This window comes from Streptomyces fumanus (genome assembly GCF_014655295.1).
In the GTDB taxonomy this organism is placed as follows: domain Bacteria; phylum Actinomycetota; class Actinomycetes; order Streptomycetales; family Streptomycetaceae; genus Streptomyces; species Streptomyces fumanus.
Map to the genome: position 1 here is coordinate 236,688 of NZ_BNBI01000007.1, position 17,635 is coordinate 254,322.

The following is a 17,635-nucleotide window of genomic DNA, read 5'->3' on the forward strand; positions in this document are numbered from 1 at the left end:
CGCCCGGGCCCGGGGCGTGACCCTGAACACGGTGGTGCAGGCGGCGTGGGCGCTGATGGTGGGGCAGTTGGCCGGGCGGCGCGATGTCGTCTTCGGGGCCACGGTCGCCGGGCGCCCGGCGGAGCTGCCGGGCATGGAGGAGATGCTGGGTCTGTTCCTGAACACGGTCCCGGTGCGTGTCACCTTCGACGCGGCGCACACCGTCGCCGATGTCCTGGCCACGCTCCAGGACCGGCAGTCCGCGCTCCTGGACCACCAGCACCTCACCCTCAACGGCATTCAGCGGCTCGCCGGTCCGGGCGCGACCTTCGACACCCTGCTCGCCTACGAGAACTTCCCCGAGGACCCGGCCGGACCGCCCACCGCCGCCGGGCTGACCCTCACGGACAGCCGGATGCGCGAGTCGACCAGCTTCGCGCTGGCGCTCGGTGTGAACCCGGCCGACGATCTGGCCCTGCGGCTCGACTACCGGCCGGACCTGTTCACCGAGGCGGCGGCCCACGCCCTGGTCGAACGGCTGGTGCGGGTCCTGCGGCAGTTCGCGGCCGACCCGACGGCCCGGACCAGCACGATAGAGCTGCTGGACGCGTCGGAGACCGCCCTGGTGATCGAGCGCTGGAACGACACGCGTCGGCCCGTGTCCGCCGGCACGGTGCTGGACCTGTTCCGCGGATGGGTGGCGCGTACGCCGGACGCGGTGGCGGTGCGCGGCGGCACCGAGGCCCTGACGTACGGGGAGCTGGACGCGCGGGCCAACCGGCTCGCCCGGCACCTGGTGGACCTCGGGGTCGGCACGGAGAGCCGCGTCGGGCTGCTCCTGCCGCGCGGCGTCGACATGCTGGTGGCCCTGCTCGGCGTGTGGAAGGCCGGGGGCGCGTATGTGCCGCTGGACCCGGAGTACCCGGCGGACCGGCTGGCCTACATGATCGCCGACAGCGGGGCGTCGGTGGTGCTGACCGAGTCGACCACGGTTGAGCTGGTGCCCTCCGGCATCGACGCGGTGCTGGTCGACCGAGCCACCGAGGAATCGGCCGAACCCTTCAACACGCCCCTCAACCCGGCCCAGCTCGCCTACGTCATCTACACCTCCGGCTCCACGGGCCGCCCCAAGGGCGTGACCGTGGCCCACGGCGGGGTCGCCAGCCTGGCCGAGGCGATGCGTCCGGTGCTCGGCGTCGAACCCGGCACGGTGGCGCTCCAGTTCGCCTCGTTCAGCTTCGACGCCGCCGTGCTCGACGTGGCGGTCACCCTCGGCGGCGGAGGCACCCTCGCCATCGCCACCACCGAGGAGCGGACGGAACCCGCCGCGCTCACCCGGATGATCCGCGACACCGGCGTCCAGGTCGCCAGCGTCGTCCCGTCCCTCCTCGGCGTCCTGGACCCGGCCGATGTCCCCGGCGTCGAGAACTGGGTGCTGGGCGCCGAACGCCTCACCTCCGACCTCGCCGCCCGCTGGCGGGCAGCAGCCCGCGTCTGGAACACGTACGGCCCCACCGAGGCGACCGTCATCTCCACGGCCACGCTGCTCCCCGAGGGCATCGGGTCGGAGGACACGCCCCCGGCCATCGGCTCCCCGATCCGCAACACCCAGGTCTACGTCCTGGACGACTTCCTGCGTCCCGTACCGCCCGGCGTGACCGGCGAGTTGTACGTGACCGGCGCGGGTCTGGCGCGTGGGTACAACGGCCGTCCGGACCTGACGGCGGAGCGGTTCGTGGCGTGCCCGTTCGCCGACGGCACCCGCATGTACCGCTCCGGTGACCTGGCGCGGTGGACGCCGGACGGGCTGCTGGAGTTCGCCGGCCGCGCCGACGAACAGGTCAAGATCCGGGGCTTCCGGGTGGAGTTGGGCGAGGTCGAATCCGTCCTCGCCTCACACCCGGAGGTGCGGCAGGCGGTGGTGACCGTCCAGGAGGACAAGCGGCTGGTCGCCTACGTCGTCCCGGAGGTCGAGGCACGGCAGATGCGGGAGCACGCGGCCGGTCTTCTGCCCGAGTACATGGTCCCGTCCGTGATCGTGCCGCTGGCGGCGCTGCCGCTGACGGTGAACGGCAAGGTGGACCGCAAGGCACTGCCCGCCCCCGAGACCGAGACCGGCGCCGGGGGCCGTGTACCGGTGTCGGGGGCCGAAGAGACGCTGTGCGCCCTGTTCGCCGAGGTGCTGGGCCTGGCGGAGGTCGGGGTCGAGGACAGTTTCTTCGAGCTGGGCGGCGACTCGATCATGTCGATGCTGCTGGTGTCGAACGCCCGCCGGGCGGGCTTGGTGATCAGTTCCCGGCAGGTGTTCGAGCAGCGCACCCCGGCCGGACTGGCGACGGTCGCCACCACCACGGACGGCGCCCGTCCCGGCACCGGACTCCCCGGCACCGGCGAGATCCCCCTGACACCGGTCATGCGCGAGCTGCTGGAGCGCACCGGTACCGACCGGCTGCACGCGGTCGTCCAGACCGGTGCCGTGCGGACACCGGCCGGGCTGGACTTCGACGCCCTGGTCGGTGCCCTGCGCACGGTGGTCGAGCACCACGACGTACTGCGGGCCAGGCTGGAGGCGGAGACGCACCTGGTGGTGCCCGGGCCGGGTGCCGTGCCCGTCGAGGACTGGGTGCGCCGGGTCGAGGTGCCCGCGGCCGACCTGACGACCGTCCTGGCCGAACAACTGGAGTCGGCCATCGACCGGATCTCCCCGTCGGCCGGCGTCATGCTGCAAGCCGTCTGGCTGGACGCCGGGCCGGACGAGGTCGGCCGGTTGTTGCTGGTGGTGCACCACTTGGTGGTGGACACCGTCTCCTGGCAGGCGTTGGTGCCGGATCTTGCCGAGGCGTACGAGGCGCTGACGGCGGGGCGTACCCCGGAACTGGCCACCGTACCGACCTCCTTCCGGCACTGGGCGCGCGAGCTGGAGGCGCAGGCCCCGGACCGGCTGGTCGAGCTGCCCCAGTGGACGGACCTCCTCAGCGAGCACGACACCTTGGTCACGGTCGACGTCGACCGTGATGTGCAGTCCACGGTCACGGATGTCTCGGTGACGGTTCCCGCCGAGGTGACCTCGGCCCTGCTGACGCAGGTCCCGGCGGCCTTCCACGCGGGTGTGGACGACGTACTGCTGACCGGTCTCGCCGCGGCGGTCGCCGCCTGGCGGGGAACCCGGCGCATCCTGGTCGATGTCGAGGGCCACGGCCGACTGCCGCTGACCCCGGAGATGGACCTCTCCCGCACGGTGGGCTGGTTCACCAACGTGCACCCCGTGCGCCTGGACATCGGCGACCTCGACCCGAACACCATCCGCACCGACGACACAGCCGCAGGACGCCTCCTCAAGCGGGTCAAGGAGCAGCTCCGGGCCGTCCCCGGCGACGGTCTGGGGTACGGCATCCTGCGCTACCTCAGCTCCGACGACACCCTGGCCGCCCTGCCCCACGCCCAGATCGGCTTCAACTACCTGGGCCGGGTCCCCGCAGGCAGCACCCCCGCCCTCTGGCAGCCCACCGACGAGGCGATGGCGGCGAAGAGCGGGGACCCGCAAGTCCCCGTGATGCATGCCCTGGAGATCCTCGGCATGGTCCACGACCGTCCCGGCACCGGCCCGGAGCTGACCCTCACCCTCGCCTGGCCCGAGCGTCTGCTGGACCAGGCCGACGCCCAGGACCTGCTGGACACCTGGGCGCAGATGCTCACCGCCCTGGCGGCGACCCGGCACGGCGGCGGCGGGCACACCCCGTCCGACTTCCCCCTGATCGCTCTCGACCAGGACCAGATCGAGGAGCTGGAGGCCGCGGCCCCCGACCTCACCGACGTACTGCCCGTCTCGCCGCTGCAAGAGGGTCTGCTCTTCCACGCCCTCTTCGACGAGCAGGCCGAGGACGTGTACGTCGAGCAGATGGTCCTCACCCTGGAGGGGGACGTCGACGCGGCGCGGCTGCGGGCGTCCTGGCAGGCGCTGCTCGACCGGCACCCCACCCTCCGGGCCGCGTTCCGGCAGCTCGCGGGCGTGTCGGAGCCGGTGCAGGTGATCCACGGGCGGGTGGCGCTGCCCTGGCGCGCGGAGGACCTCACCCACCTGGACGAGGACACCGCACGCGCCGAGGCGGACCGGATCGGCGCCGAGGAACGCGCCCGGCGCTTCGACCTCGCGCACCCCCCGCTGCTGCGGGTCCTCCTGGTCAAGCTGGGGACCGACCGGCACCGCATGATGGTGACGCTGCATCACATCCTGCTGGACGGCTGGTCCCTGCCCATCCTCATGCGCGAACTGTGGGCCTGCTACGAGGCAGGCGGCAGCGCGAGCGGGCTGCCGGCGGTGGCGCCCTACCGGGACTACCTGGCCTGGCTGGAGCGGCAGGACAAGGACGCCGCCCGTGCCGCCTGGCGGGAGGCGCTCGCCGACGCGGAGGAGCCGACCCTCGTCGCGCCGGGCGACACCGACGGCACGACGGAGAGCACCGGTGCCGTGCAGCGCCGGGCCAGCGGCGCGCTCCTCGGTGCCCTGGACGAGCTGGCCCGGGGCCACGACGTGACGGTGAACACCGTGTTCCAGGCGGTCTGGGCCGTCGTGCTCGGGCAACTGACCGGGCGGCACGACGTGGTGTTCGGCACCACGGTGGCGGGCCGGCCGGCGGAGCTGCCGGGGATGCGGGACATGCTGGGGCTGTTCATCAACACCGTCCCGGTACGGGTCGTCCTGGACCCGGCCGACACCTTCGCCGACGTGCTGGCCGCGCTCCGGGCGCAGCAGGCCGCGCTGCTGGACCACCAGCACCTCGGGCTCACCGAGATCCAGCGGCTGGCCGGGCCCGGCGCCACCTTCGACACCCTGCTCGCCTACGAGAACTTCCCCACGGGAGCGAAGGCGGAGCCCGACGGCACCGCGGAGCACACCCGGGAGTTCGGCGCCGCCGGGGTGCGGGTCACCGAGGCCGGGACGCGCGAGTCGGTGAACTACCCGCTCTGGGTGGTCGTCGACCCGGTCGGCGGACTGCGGGTCCGGCTCACCTACCGGTCGGACGTGCTCACCGCCGGGGCGGCCGAGGCGCTCACCGACCGGCTGATGCGGCTGCTGGAGCGGATGACGGCCGCGCCCCGCACGCCCCTCGCCCGGATCGACACCCTCGGCGACGCCGAACGGGCGCTGCTCCTGGAGCGGTGGAACGACACCGGCCGCGACCGCGTGCCCGGCACCCTGCCCGCCGTCTTCGCGGAGCGGGAGCGGCGTTCACCGGACGCCGTGGCCGTGGTCGACGGCGACCGGCAGTGGTCGTACGCCGAACTGGACCGGCTCGCCGACCGGGTGGCCCGCGGGCTGCTGGACCGGGGGGTGCGCCGGGGCGACCGGGTCGGTGTGGTGATGGACCGGTCGGCCGAGGTGGTCGCCGTGCTGCTCGGGATCGCCAAGGCCGGCGCCGGGTACGTCCCGGCCGGCCCGGACTGGCCGGTCACCCGTACCCGGCTGGTCCTCGAAGGCGCCGCGCTCACCGTCACGGACCGCGACCTGCCCGAGCTGACCGGCGCCTGGATCACCGCCGTACGCGACCTGCTGGCCGACTCCGACCGGCCCGGCGCGCCCGTGCCGGCCTCGGTCCGCCCGGCCCCCGACGACCTCGCCTACGTGATGTACACCTCCGGTTCCACCGGTGTCCCGAAGGGCGTGGAGATCACCCAGGCCGATGTGGTGGCGCTGGCCCGGGACAGCCGGTTCGCGCGGGGCCACGAGTGCGTGCTGGTGCACTCGCCGCAGACGTTCGACGCGTCGACGTACGAGATGTGGGCGCCGCTGCTCTCCGGCGGCCGGGTCGTCATCGCGCCCCCGGGTGCGCTGACGGCGGCGGTGCTGCGCGAGACGGTGGCCCGGCACGGCGTCACCGCGATGTGGCTCACCGCGGCCCTGTTCCACCTGTTCGCGCAGGACGACCCGGGCAGCCTGGCCGGTCTGCGCGAGGTGTGGACCGGCGGTGACGTGGTCCGGGCGGAGGCCGTGCGCCGGGTGCGCGAGGCATGCCCGGGGATCGTGGTGGTCGACGGGTACGGGCCGACGGAGACGACGACGTTCGCGACCTCGTACCGCATGGAACCGGACGCCGCGGTGCCGGCGGCCGTACCGATCGGCAGCCCGCTGGACGGCGTACGGGTGTATGTCCTCGACGGGTTCCTGCGGCCGGTGCCGGTCGGGGTGCCGGGCGAGCTGTACCTCGCGGGCGCGGGGCTGGCCCGCGGGTACACCGGGCGGCCGGGGCTGACGGCCGAGCGGCTGGTGGCCTGCCCGTTCGCCGCCGGTGAGCGGATGTACCGCACCGGTGACCTGGCCCGCTGGACCGACGGCGGGGTGCTGGAGTTCGCCGGCCGGGTGGACGCGCAGGTGAAGCTGCGCGGCTTCCGAGTGGAGCCGGGCGAGGTGGAGGCGGTGCTGGCCGGCCGGCCCGGGGTCGGTCAGGCCGCGGTGCTGGTCCGCGAGGACCGGCCGGGCGAGAAGCGGCTCGTGGGCTACGCCGTGCCCGGCGCCGGGAGTGCCCTGGACGGGGAGGCGCTGCGCGCCGGGCTGGCCGAGGTGCTGCCGGAACACCTGGTCCCGGCGGTGGTGCTGGTGCTCGACGCCCTCCCGGTGACCGTCAACGGCAAGGTCGACCGGGCCGCGCTGCCCGCCCCGGACTTCGGCGGACTGGTGACCGGCCGCGCACCCCGCACGGAGGCGGAGGCGGAGCTGTGCGCGCTCCTCGCCGAGGTGCTGGGGCTGGAGCGGGTCGGCGTCGACGACAGCTTCTTCGCCCTGGGCGGCGACTCCATCATGTCGATGCAGTTGGCGACCCGGGCCCGGCGGGCCGGCTGGGTGCTCACACCCCGGCAGATCTTCGAGGAGAAGACCCCGGAACGCCTGGCGCTGGTCGCCCAGCGGGCCGGCGGCGACGCGCGGGCCGAGGACGCGGCCGGGCGCTCCGGGCAGGACGCCGGCGAGGTGCCCTGGACGCCGATCACCCGCTGGATGGGCGAGGCGGCCACCCGGTCCCGGTTCGCGCAGTGGACCGTGGCCGGCGCGCCGGCCGGGCTCGGCATCGAGACGCTGGCGGCCGGGCTGGGTGCGGTGGTGGACGCGCACGACATGCTGCGGGCGCAGGTGGTCGCCGGTGCGGACGGGCCGGTGCTGACGGTGCGGGAGCGGGGTGCGGTCGATGCGGGGGCGCTGGTTTCCCGGGTCGACGCCACCGGCGTATCGGAGGAGTCGCTGGACCGGGTGGCGGGGGATGCGGCGCGGGAGGCCGTGGAGTTGCTCGATCCGGGGGCGGGGGTGGTGGTGCGGGCCGTGTGGCTCGATGCCGGTCCCGGTCGGGTGGGGCGGGTGGTGCTGGTCGTGCACCACCTCGCGGTGGACGGGGTGTCGTGGCGGGTGCTGCTGCCCGACCTCCAGGCCGCCTGCGAGGCGGTGGCGGCCGGCCGGCGGCCCGAACTCGACCCGGTGCCCACCTCCTTCCGGTCCTGGGCCCTGGAACTCGCCCGGCAGGCCCGCTCCGCGGACCGCCGCGCCGAACTCGCCGACTGGACCGCCCTGATCGGCACCCGGCCCGAGCCGGTCCTGGGCCGGCGCCCCCTCGACCCGGCCCGGGACACCGTGCGCACCCTGCGCCGGCACACCCTGACCGTGCCCGCCGCGCACACCGCCGTCCTCACCGGACGCACCCCCGGCGCCTTCCACTGCGGAGTCCACGACGTGCTGCTGGCCACCCTCGCCGGAGCCGTCGCCGACTGGCGGCCCGGCCAGGACACCACGACCCTGCTGGACATCGAGGGCCACGGCCGCGAGCCCGGGGACGGGATCGACCTGTCCCGCACGGTCGGCTGGTTCACCACCGTGCACCCGATCCAACTGGACACCGCCGGAGCCGACACCGCCGAGGCGGCGCGCGGCGGCCGGGCGGCGGGGCTGCTGCTCAAGGCCGTCAAGGAACAACTGCGGGCCGTGCCCGGCGACGGCCTCGGCCACGGACTGCTGCGCCACCTCGACCCGGAGTCCGGCCCGGCGCTGGCCGCGCTGCCGGTCCCGCAGATCGGCTTCAACTACCTGGGCCGGTTCACGGCGGGCGCCCCGGCCGGGGCGACCGGGCCGTGGCAGATGGCGGGCGAGTCCGCGGTCGGCGGCGCCGCCGACCCCGACGCGCCGGCCACCCACGCCCTGGACGTCGGCGCGGTCGTCCGGGACACCCCGGACGGACCCGAACTGACCCTCACCCTGAGCTGGCCCGGCGCCCTGCTCACCGAGGACGAGGTGACCCGGCTCGGCCAGGTCTGGCTGGACCTGCTCGCCGGGCTCGCCGCGCACACCACCACCCCCGGCGCGGGCGGCCGCACCCCGTCCGACTTCCCGCTGGCGGGCCTCGGCCAGGACACCGTGGACGAGCTGGAGGCCACGGTGACCGGGCTGGAAGACGTATGGCCGCTCTCCCCCCTGCAGGAAGGTCTGCTGTTCCACGCGGCCTACGACGAGTCCGGCGCCGACGTGTACGCCGGGCAGCGCGCCCTCGCCCTCGACGGACCGCTCGACGTGGCCAGGCTGCGGGCCTCGTGGCAGGCCGTCCTGACCCGGCACCCGATCCTGCGGGCCGGCTTCCACCGCCGTACCAGCGGCGAGGCCGTCCAGGTCGTCGTCCGCGACCCGGCGCTGCCCTGGCGGGAGGCCGACCTCAGCGGGCTGGACGAGGCCGAGGCGGCGGCCGAGACGGCGCGGCTCGGCGACGCCGAACTCGCCGCGGGCTTCGACCTGACCCGGCCGCCCCTGCTCAGGCTGCTGCTGATCCGCCTCGGCGAGCGCCGCCACCGCCTGCTGATGACCACCCACCACATCATCGTGGACGGCTGGTCGCTGCCGGTGCTGCTCGACGACCTGTCCCGGGTGTACGCGGCCGGCGGCGACCCGAGCGCGCTGCCGCCCGCCACCTCCTACCGGGACTACCTGGCCTGGCTCGGCGGACAGGACCGGACGGCCGCGCACACCGCGTGGCGGACCGAACTCGCGGGCGCCGACGAACCCACCCTCGTGGTGCCCACCGACACGGTCGCCACCCCGGTCCGGCCCGACATGGTCCGCACCGAGTACGACGAGGAACTCACCGCCGCACTCGACGCGCTGGCCCGCCGGCACGGCCTGACCATGGCCACCGTCGTCCAGGGCGCGTGGGCGCTGGTCCTGGCCCGTCTGTCCGGCCGCACCGACGTGGTCTTCGGCACCACGGTCGCCGGCCGGCCACCCGAGCTGCCCGGCGCGGAGACCGCCATCGGCCTGTTCATCAACACCCTGCCGGTACGGGTGCCGCTGGTGGCCGGGCAGTCCGTGCTGGCCATGCTGAGCGCGCTCCAGCGCCAGCAGGTCGACCTGCTCGGCCACCAGCACCTGGGCCTGGCCGAGATCAACCGGATCGCCGGTCCGGGCGCCGAGTTCGACACCCTCGTCGTCTACGAGAACTACCCGCGCACCCCCGAGGAGGCCCCCGACCCCGACACCCTGACCATCCGCCCCGGCGGCGAGTCACGGGACGCCAGCCACTACCCGCTCGGCCTGATCGTCGGCCCCGGCGCCCGGCTGGAGACCCAGCTCGACTACCGGCCCGACGTGTACGACCGGGCCCGCGCCGAGGACATCCTCGGCCAACTCCGGCACGTGCTGGAGCAGTTCGCGGCCGACCCGACCGTGCCCGTGGCCCGGGTGAGCGTCCTGGACGGCACCCGGCGGGACCGGGTGACGCGGGAGTGGCAGGACATCGCCGCGCGGGTGCCCGGCGCGACCCTGCCCGAGCTGTTCGCCCGGCAGGTGCGGCTGACCCCGGACGCCGTCGCCCTCGACGCCGACGGCCGCACCCTGTCCTACGCGGCGCTGGAGGCCGAGGCGGGCCGCCTGGCCCGGCACCTGGTCGCCGCGGGCGTCGGACCGGAGCGCCGGGTCGCCGTCGTCGTCGAACGGTCGGCCGCCGTCGTGATCGCCCTGCTCGCGGTCTCCCTGGCCGGCGGGGTCTTCGTGCCCGTCGACCCCAACTACCCGGCCGAGCGCATCGCGTACGTCCTGGACGACGCCGGTCCCGACGTGATCCTGTGCACCCGCGCCACCCGCGACGTGCTCCCGGCGGGCACATCCGGGCAGATCGTGCCGCTGGACGACCCGGAGACCGCCGCGGCCGTGGCCCGGCACACCCCGGGCTACCTGTCCGACGCCGAACGGACCGCGCCGCTGGCCCTCGCGCACGCCGCGTACGTCATCTACACCTCGGGCTCCACCGGCCGCCCCAAGGGCGTGGTGGTCTCCCACACCGGGCTGGCCAACCTCGCCGAGGCCCAGATCGACCGGTTCGGCGTCCACCCCCGGGCCCGGGTGCTGCAGTTCGCCTCGCTCAGCTTCGACGCGGCCGTCTCCGAGCTGTGCATGGCGTTCCTGTCCGGCGCCACGCTGGTGGTGGTCGGCACCGAGGAACTGCCGCCGCGCGCCTCCCTCGGTGACGTCGTCCGCCGCACCGGCACCACCCACGTGACCGTCCCGCCGAGCGTGCTCGCCGTCGAGGACAGCCTCCCGGACGCCCTGGAGACCGTCGCCGTCGCCGGTGAGGCGTGCCCGGTGCCGCTCGCCGAGCGCTGGTCGACCAGGCTGCGGCTGGTCAACGCCTACGGCCCGACCGAGGTGACCGTCTGCGCGGCGATGAGCCCGCCGCTCGCGCCCGGCCTCGGCGACAGCGTCCCCATCGGCCGCCCGGTCACCAACACCCGGTCGTACGTGCTGGACGAGTTCCTCCAGCCCGTCCCGCCCGGCGCCGCCGGTGAGCTGTACGTCGCCGGGCCCGGCCTGGCCCGCGGCTACCACGGCCGCCCCGGGCTGACCGCGGAGCGGTTCGTGCCCTGTCCGTACCTGCCGGGCGAGCGGATGTACCGCACCGGTGACCTGGTCCGCTGGACCACCGGGGGCCAGTTGCTGTTCGTGGGCCGCGCCGACACCCAGGTGAAGGTACGCGGCTACCGGATCGAGCCCGGCGAGATCGAGTCCGTCCTCGCCACCCACCCCCGGGTCGCCCAGGCCGTGGTCCTCGCCTCCGGTGACGGGCCCGGCGACAAGCGCCTGGTCGCCTACGTGGTCACCGACACCACCGGCGGCGAGCCGCTGGACGCCCTGCGGACCGAGCTGCGCGAGCACGTCGCCGCGGCCCTGCCCGAGTACATGGTGCCGGCGGCCGTCATGCCGCTGGACCACCTGCCCATGACCGTCAACGGCAAGGTCGACCGGGCCGCGCTGCCCGCCCCGGACTTCGGCGGACTGGTCTCCGCGCGGGAGCCGAGGACGGACACCGAGGCCGCGCTGTGCGCCCTGTTCGCCGAGGTGCTCGGCCTGGAACGGGTCGGCGTGGAGGACGACTTCTTCACCCTCGGCGGCGACTCGATCATGTCGATGCAGTTGGCGTCCCGGGCCCGGCGGGCGGGCTGGGTGCTCACGCCCCGGCAGGTCTTCGAGGAGAAGACGCCCGAGCGGCTCGCCCTGGTCGTGGCCGCCGCCGGCGGCGGTGCGGACGCCCCCGAGGACATCGGCGTGGGCGAGGTCCCCTGGACGCCGGTGATGCGCGCCCTCGGCGCCCAGAGCGCCGGAGCCCGGTTCGCGCAGTGGACCGTGGTCGGTGCGCCGGCCGGGCTCGGTACCGGGACGCTGGCGGCCGGGCTGGGTGCGGTGGTGGACGCGCACGACATGCTGCGGGCGCAGGTGGTCGCCGGTGCGGACGGGCCGGTGCTGACGGTGCGGGAGCGGGGTGCGGTCGATGCGGGGGCGCTGGTCGTCCGGGTCGACGCCACCGGCGTATCGGAGGAGTCGCTGGACCGGGTGGCGGGGGATGCGGCGCGGGAGGCCGTGGAGTTGCTCGATCCGGGGGCGGGGGTGGTGGTGCGGGCCGTGTGGCTCGATGCCGGTCCCGGTCGGGTGGGGCGGGTGGTGCTGGTGGTGCATCACCTCGCGGTGGACGGGGTGTCGTGGCGGGTGCTGCTGCCCGACCTCCAGGCCGCCTGCGAGGCGGTGGCGGCCGGCCGGCGGCCCGAACTCGACCCGGTGCCCACCTCGTTCCGCCGCTGGGCGAACCTCCTCGCCGAACAGGCCCGCGGCAGCGAGCGCCGCGCCGAACTGGACGCGTGGACCGCCCTGCTCCGGCACGGCGAACCCACCCTCGGCCGACGGCCGCTGGACCCCGCCCGGGACACCGCCGGCACCCTGCGCCGCCGCTCCTGGACCGTCCCCGCCGACCGCTCCGCCACCCTCACCGGGGCCACCACGGCCCTCTTCCACTGCGGTGTCCACGAGGTGCTGCTGGCCACCCTGGCCGGTGCCGTCGCACACTGGCGGCCCGGCACCGCGACCGACGTCCTCGTGGACGTCGAGGGACACGGCCGCGAACCCATGGAAGGAGTCGACCTCTCCCGCACGGTGGGCTGGTTCACCAGCAGCCACCCCGTCCGGCTGAGCACCGGGGACACCGACCTCGACGCCGCCCTCGCGGGCCGGCCCGCCGCCGGTGACCTGCTCAAGGCCGTCAAGGAACAGGCGCAGGCCGTCCCCGGCGACGGACTCGGCTACGAACTGCTGCGCCACCTCGACCCCGAGTCCGCCCCCGTGCTGGCCGCCCTGCCCAGCCCCCAGATCGGCTTCAACTACCTCGGCCGGTTCACCGCCGGCACCCGCACCGGCCCGGTCGGCCCCTGGCAGCTCGCCGGGGACACCGCCCTCGGCGGCGCCGTCGACCCGGCCATGCCCGCCATGCACGCCCTGGACGCCACCGCCGTCGTCACCGACACCCCCGAGGGCCCGGAACTGACCATCACCCTGGGCTGGCCGGCGGCCCTGCTCACGGACGACGACGCGGAACGCCTCGGCCGGACCTGGCTGGACCTGCTCGGTGGCCTCGCCGACCACACCACCGACCCGGCCGCCGGCGGCCACACCCCCTCCGACTTCCCGCTCCTCGAACTCGGACAGGACGAAGTCGACGAACTCGAAGCGATAGCAGAAGAACTCGATGGAGGACGGTCCCTGTGAAGTCTTCAACACCCGCCAAGGGCTCCGCCCTCGCGGAAGTGTGGCCGCTGTCGCCCCTCCAGGAGGGGATGCTGTTCCACGCCGCCTACGACGACGAAGGCCCCGACGTCTACGGCATGCAGTCGATCATCGGCATCGAAGGCCCCCTCGACGTCGCCCGCTACCGCGCCTGCTGGGCAGCCCTCCTCGGCCGCCACGCCGCCCTGCGGGCCAGCTTCCACCAGCGCAAGACCGGCGAGGCCGTCCAGCTCATCACCCGCGAGGTCGCCCTGCCCTGGCGCGAGGCCGACCTCTCCGGGCACCCCGGGCCCGACCCGGACGCCGAGGTCCGAAGACTCGCCGCCGCCGAACGCGCGCAGCGCCTCGACCCGGCCGTCCCCCCGCTGCTGAAGCTGCTGCTGGTCCGCCTCGGCGACCGCAGCCACCGGCTGGTCGTGACCACCCACCACATCCTGATGGACGGCTGGTCGATGCCCGTCCTGCTGGACGAGCTCGCCACCGTGTACGAGGCCGGCGGCGACGTCCGCGTGCTGCCGCCCGTCGCCTCCTACCGCGAGTACCTGGCCTGGCTGCACCGCCAGGACAAGGACGCGGCCCGCGCCGCCTGGCGGGCCGAACTGGCCGGCCTGGAGGAGCCGACCCTCGTGGCACCCGCCGACCCCGCGCGGGCCGCCGTCCTCCCGCGCGACACCCGGGTCGGGCTCTCCACGGCCACCACCGGAGCGCTGACCGACCTGGCCCGCCGGCACGGCCTGACCGTCAACACCGTCGTCCAGGGCGCCTGGGCGCTGGTGCTGGCCCGGCTCACCCGCCGCGACGACGTGGTCTTCGGCACCACCGTGGCCGGCCGCCCGCCCGAACTGCCCGGGGTGGAGTCGATGGTCGGGCTGCTCATCAACACCCTGCCGGTCCGCGTCACCCTCGACAGCGCCCGCCCGGTCCTGGAGCTGCTCACCGGCCTCCAGGCCCGCCAGTCCGCGCTCCTGGCCCACCAGCACCTCGGCCTCGCCGAGATCCAGCGGATCGCCGGACCGGGCGCCACCTTCGACACCCTCATGGTGTACGAGAACTATCCGCGCCCCCCGGCCGGGGAACCCGACCCGGACGCCCTCACCTTCTTCGGCATGGACACCCACGAGGCGACCAACTTCCCCCTCACCCTGGGCATCGTCCCCGAGGACGCCCTGCAGATCGTGGTCACCCACCGGCCCGACCTGTACGACGAGGAGGCCGCGACCCGCATCGGGCACCGCCTCGTCCGCGTCCTGGAACACCTGGTGGCCGACCCGGACGCCCGGGTCGCCGACATCGACCTGCTCGACGCGGCCGAGCGGTCCCAGGTGGTCGAGCGGTTCAACGACACCGGGCGGCCGGTGGCCCCGGGGACCGTGCTGGACCTGTTCCGGCAGTGGGTGGCGCGCACACCGGACGCGGTGGCGGTGCGCGCGGGCGCCGAGTCGCTCACGTACGCGGAGCTGGACGCCCGGGCCGGCCGGCTGGCCCGGTCGCTGGCGGGCGCCGGCCGGGTGGGCCTGTGCCTGCCGCGCGGCGTCGACATGGTGGTGGCGCTGCTGGCCGTGTGGAAGGCCGGGGGCGCCTATGTGCCGCTGGACCCGGAGTACCCGGCGGACCGGCTCGCCTACATGGTCGAGGACAGCGGCGCGGCCCTGGTGCTGGCCACCTCCGCGACGGCGGCCCGGGTGCCGGACGGGGTGCAGTCGGTCCTGCTGGACCGGCCCGCCGACGGGCCGGACGTGCCGCTGGACACCGCCGCCGACCCGGCCCGGCTCGCCTACGTCATCTACACGTCCGGCTCCACGGGCCGCCCCAAGGGCGTGGCCGTCCAACACGCCGGGGTGGCCAACCTGGCCCAGGTGATGCGCCCGGTCCTCGGCGTCGAACCCGGCACGGTGGCCCTCCAGTTCGCCTCGTTCAGCTTCGACGCGGCGGTCCTCGACGTGGCGGTCACCCTCGGCGGCGGGGGCACCCTCGCCATCGCCACCGCCGAGGAGCGCACCGAACCCGCCGCGCTCACCCGGATGATCCGCGACACCGGGGTCCAGGTCGCCAGCGTCGTCCCGTCCCTCCTGGGCGCCCTCGACCCGGCCGAGGTGCCCGGCGTGCGCAACTGGGTGCTGGGCGCCGAACGGCTCAGCGCCGGCCTGGCCGCCCGCTGGCGGGCCACGGCCCGGGTCTGGAACACCTACGGGCCCACCGAGGCGACCGTCATCTCCACGGCCACCCTGCTCCCCGACGGCATCGGCGCGGAGGACGCGCCCCCGCCCATCGGACCGCCCATCGGCAACGCCCGGGTCTACGTCCTGGACGACACCCTGCGCCCCGTCCCGCCCGGTACCACGGGCGAGCTGTACGTGGCCGGCGCCGGGCTGGCCCGCGGCTACGACCAGCGTCCCGGCCTGACCGCCGAGCGGTTCGTGGCCTGCCCGTTCACCGAGGGCGGCCGGATGTACCGCTCCGGGGACCTGGCCCGCTGGACGGCCGACGGATCGCTGGAGTTCGCCGGCCGCGCCGACGAACAGGTCAAGATCCGCGGCTTCCGGGTGGAGATGGGTGAGGTCGAGTCGGTGCTCGCCGCGCACCCCGGCGTCACCCAGGCCACCGCCGTCGTACGGGAGGACCGGCCCGGGGACCGGCGGCTCGTCGCCTACGTCGTCCCGGAGACCGACGCCCGGCAGCTCCGCGAGCACGCCGCCCGCCTGCTGCCCGAGTACATGGTGCCGTCCGCGATCGTGCCGCTGGCCGCGCTGCCGCTGACGGTGAACGGCAAGGTCGACCGGGCGGCGCTGCCCGCCCCCGAGTACGGCGGCGACAGCGCCGGACGGGCCCCGCGCGGGCCGCTGGAGACGGCCCTGTGCGAGTTGTTCGCCGAGGTCCTCGGCGTGGCACGGGTCGGCGCCGACGCGTCCTTCTTCGAACTGGGCGGCGACTCCATCATGTCGATGCAGTTGGCGTCCCGGGCCCGGCGCGCGGGCTGGACGATCACCCCCCGGCAGGTGTTCGAGCACAAGACGCCCGAGCGGCTCGCCCGCGTGGTGGAGGCGGCCGGCGCGGACCGCGCGGACATCGCCGACGTGGGCACCGGCGAGGTGCCGTGGACCCCGGCGATGCGCGCCGAGGGGCCCTGGGCGACCGCCGCCCGGTTCACCCAGTGGTCGGTCGTCGGCGCCCCGGCGGACCTCGGCACCCGGACGCTGACCGCCGCCCTGAGCGCCGTACTCGACACCCACGACATGCTGCGCGCCCGGGTCGTCACCCCCGAGGGGGCGGACGGGCCGGTGCTGACGGTCGGTGAGCGCGGCTCGGTGGACGCGGCGACGCTGGTCTCCCGCGTCGACGCCGCCACCGCCGCCGACACCGACCTGGACCAACTGGCCGGGGACGCCGCCCGGGCGGCGGCCGAGGAGATCGACCCCCGCACCGGGCCGGTCCTGCGGGCGGTCTGGCTGGACGCCGGACCGGACCGGGTGGGGCGGCTGGTGCTGGTCGTGCACCACCTCGCGGTGGACGGGGTGTCGTGGCGGATCCTGCTGCCCGACCTCCAGGCCGCCTGCGAGGCCGCGGCGGCCGGCCGGGCACCGGAGCTGGACCCGGTGGGCACCTCGTTCCGGAGCTGGGCGGGCCTGCTCACCGCACAGGCCCGCGGCGAGCGGCGCCGCGCCGAACTCGACGACTGGACCGCCCTGCTGGGCCGCCCCGAACCCACCCTGGGCGGGCGCGCGCTGGACCCCGCCCGGGACACCGCCCGCACCCTGCGGGCCCGCTCCTGGACGGTACCGCCGGAGCAGGCCGCCACGCTCACCGCACGGACCACCGCCCTCTTCCACTGCGGTGTCCACGAGGTGCTGCTGGCCACGCTGGCCGGTGCCGTCGCCCACTGGCGGCCGGGCACCGACCCCGGGGTCCTGGTCGACATCGAGGGCCACGGCCGCGAACCGCTGGACGGAGCCGACCTCTCCCGCACCGTGGGCTGGTTCACCAGCGGCCACCCGGCCCGGCTCGACCTGACCGGCCTGGACCTGCCCCGGGCCAGGACCGGGACGGCGGCGGCCGGCGCCCTGCTCAAGACCGTCAAGGACCAGCTCCAGAAGGTGCCGGGCGACGGACTCGGCCACGGCCTGCTGCGCCACCTCAACCCCGAGACCGCCCCCGTGCTGGCCGCGCTGCCCGCACCGCAGATCGGCTTCAACTACCTGGGCCGGTTCCCCGCCGGCGGCCCCTCCGGACCCGTCCGCCCCTGGCAGCCGGCCGGGGAACACGCGGTCGGCGGGTCCGGCCACCCGGACCGGCCCGCCGCGCACGCCCTGGAAGCGGTCGCCGTCGTCCGGGACGCCCCCCACGGGACCGAGCTGACCGTCACCCTGAGCTGGCCCGGCGAGCTGCTCACCGAGGACCGGGCGGAACGGCTCGGCCGGACCTGGCTCGAACTGCTCGCCGGGCTCGCCGCCCACACCACCGACCCCGCCGCCGGCGGCCACACCCCCTCCGACTTCCCCCTCCTCGCCCTGGCCCAGGACGAAGTGGACGACCTGGAAGCCGAGTTCGCCGAAGAACAGTCAGTCCCGCTGCAGAACCAGTCGTTGTGAG

General features: G+C 75.4%; 2 protein-coding genes (1 of these 2 running past the window's edge). Both read left to right on the forward strand.

The genetic code is table 11. The annotated features are described in order from the left end of the window. On the forward strand, positions 1-13,030 hold the 3' end of the coding sequence (locus IE316_RS17460) for a non-ribosomal peptide synthase/polyketide synthase (RefSeq protein WP_190205285.1). The gene continues 14,195 nt to the left of window position 1, outside the view; the window shows 13,030 of its 27,225 coding nt (coding positions 14,196-27,225); its start codon lies off the left edge, out of view; the stop codon is at positions 13,028-13,030. Beyond that, positions 13,027-17,634, forward strand: coding sequence for a non-ribosomal peptide synthetase (locus IE316_RS17465; RefSeq protein ID WP_229910427.1), 4,608 nt, complete (start codon positions 13,027-13,029; stop codon positions 17,632-17,634). Before IE316_RS17460 ends, IE316_RS17465 begins: the two co-directional genes overlap by 4 nt. Position 17,635 lies beyond the last annotated feature (1 nt).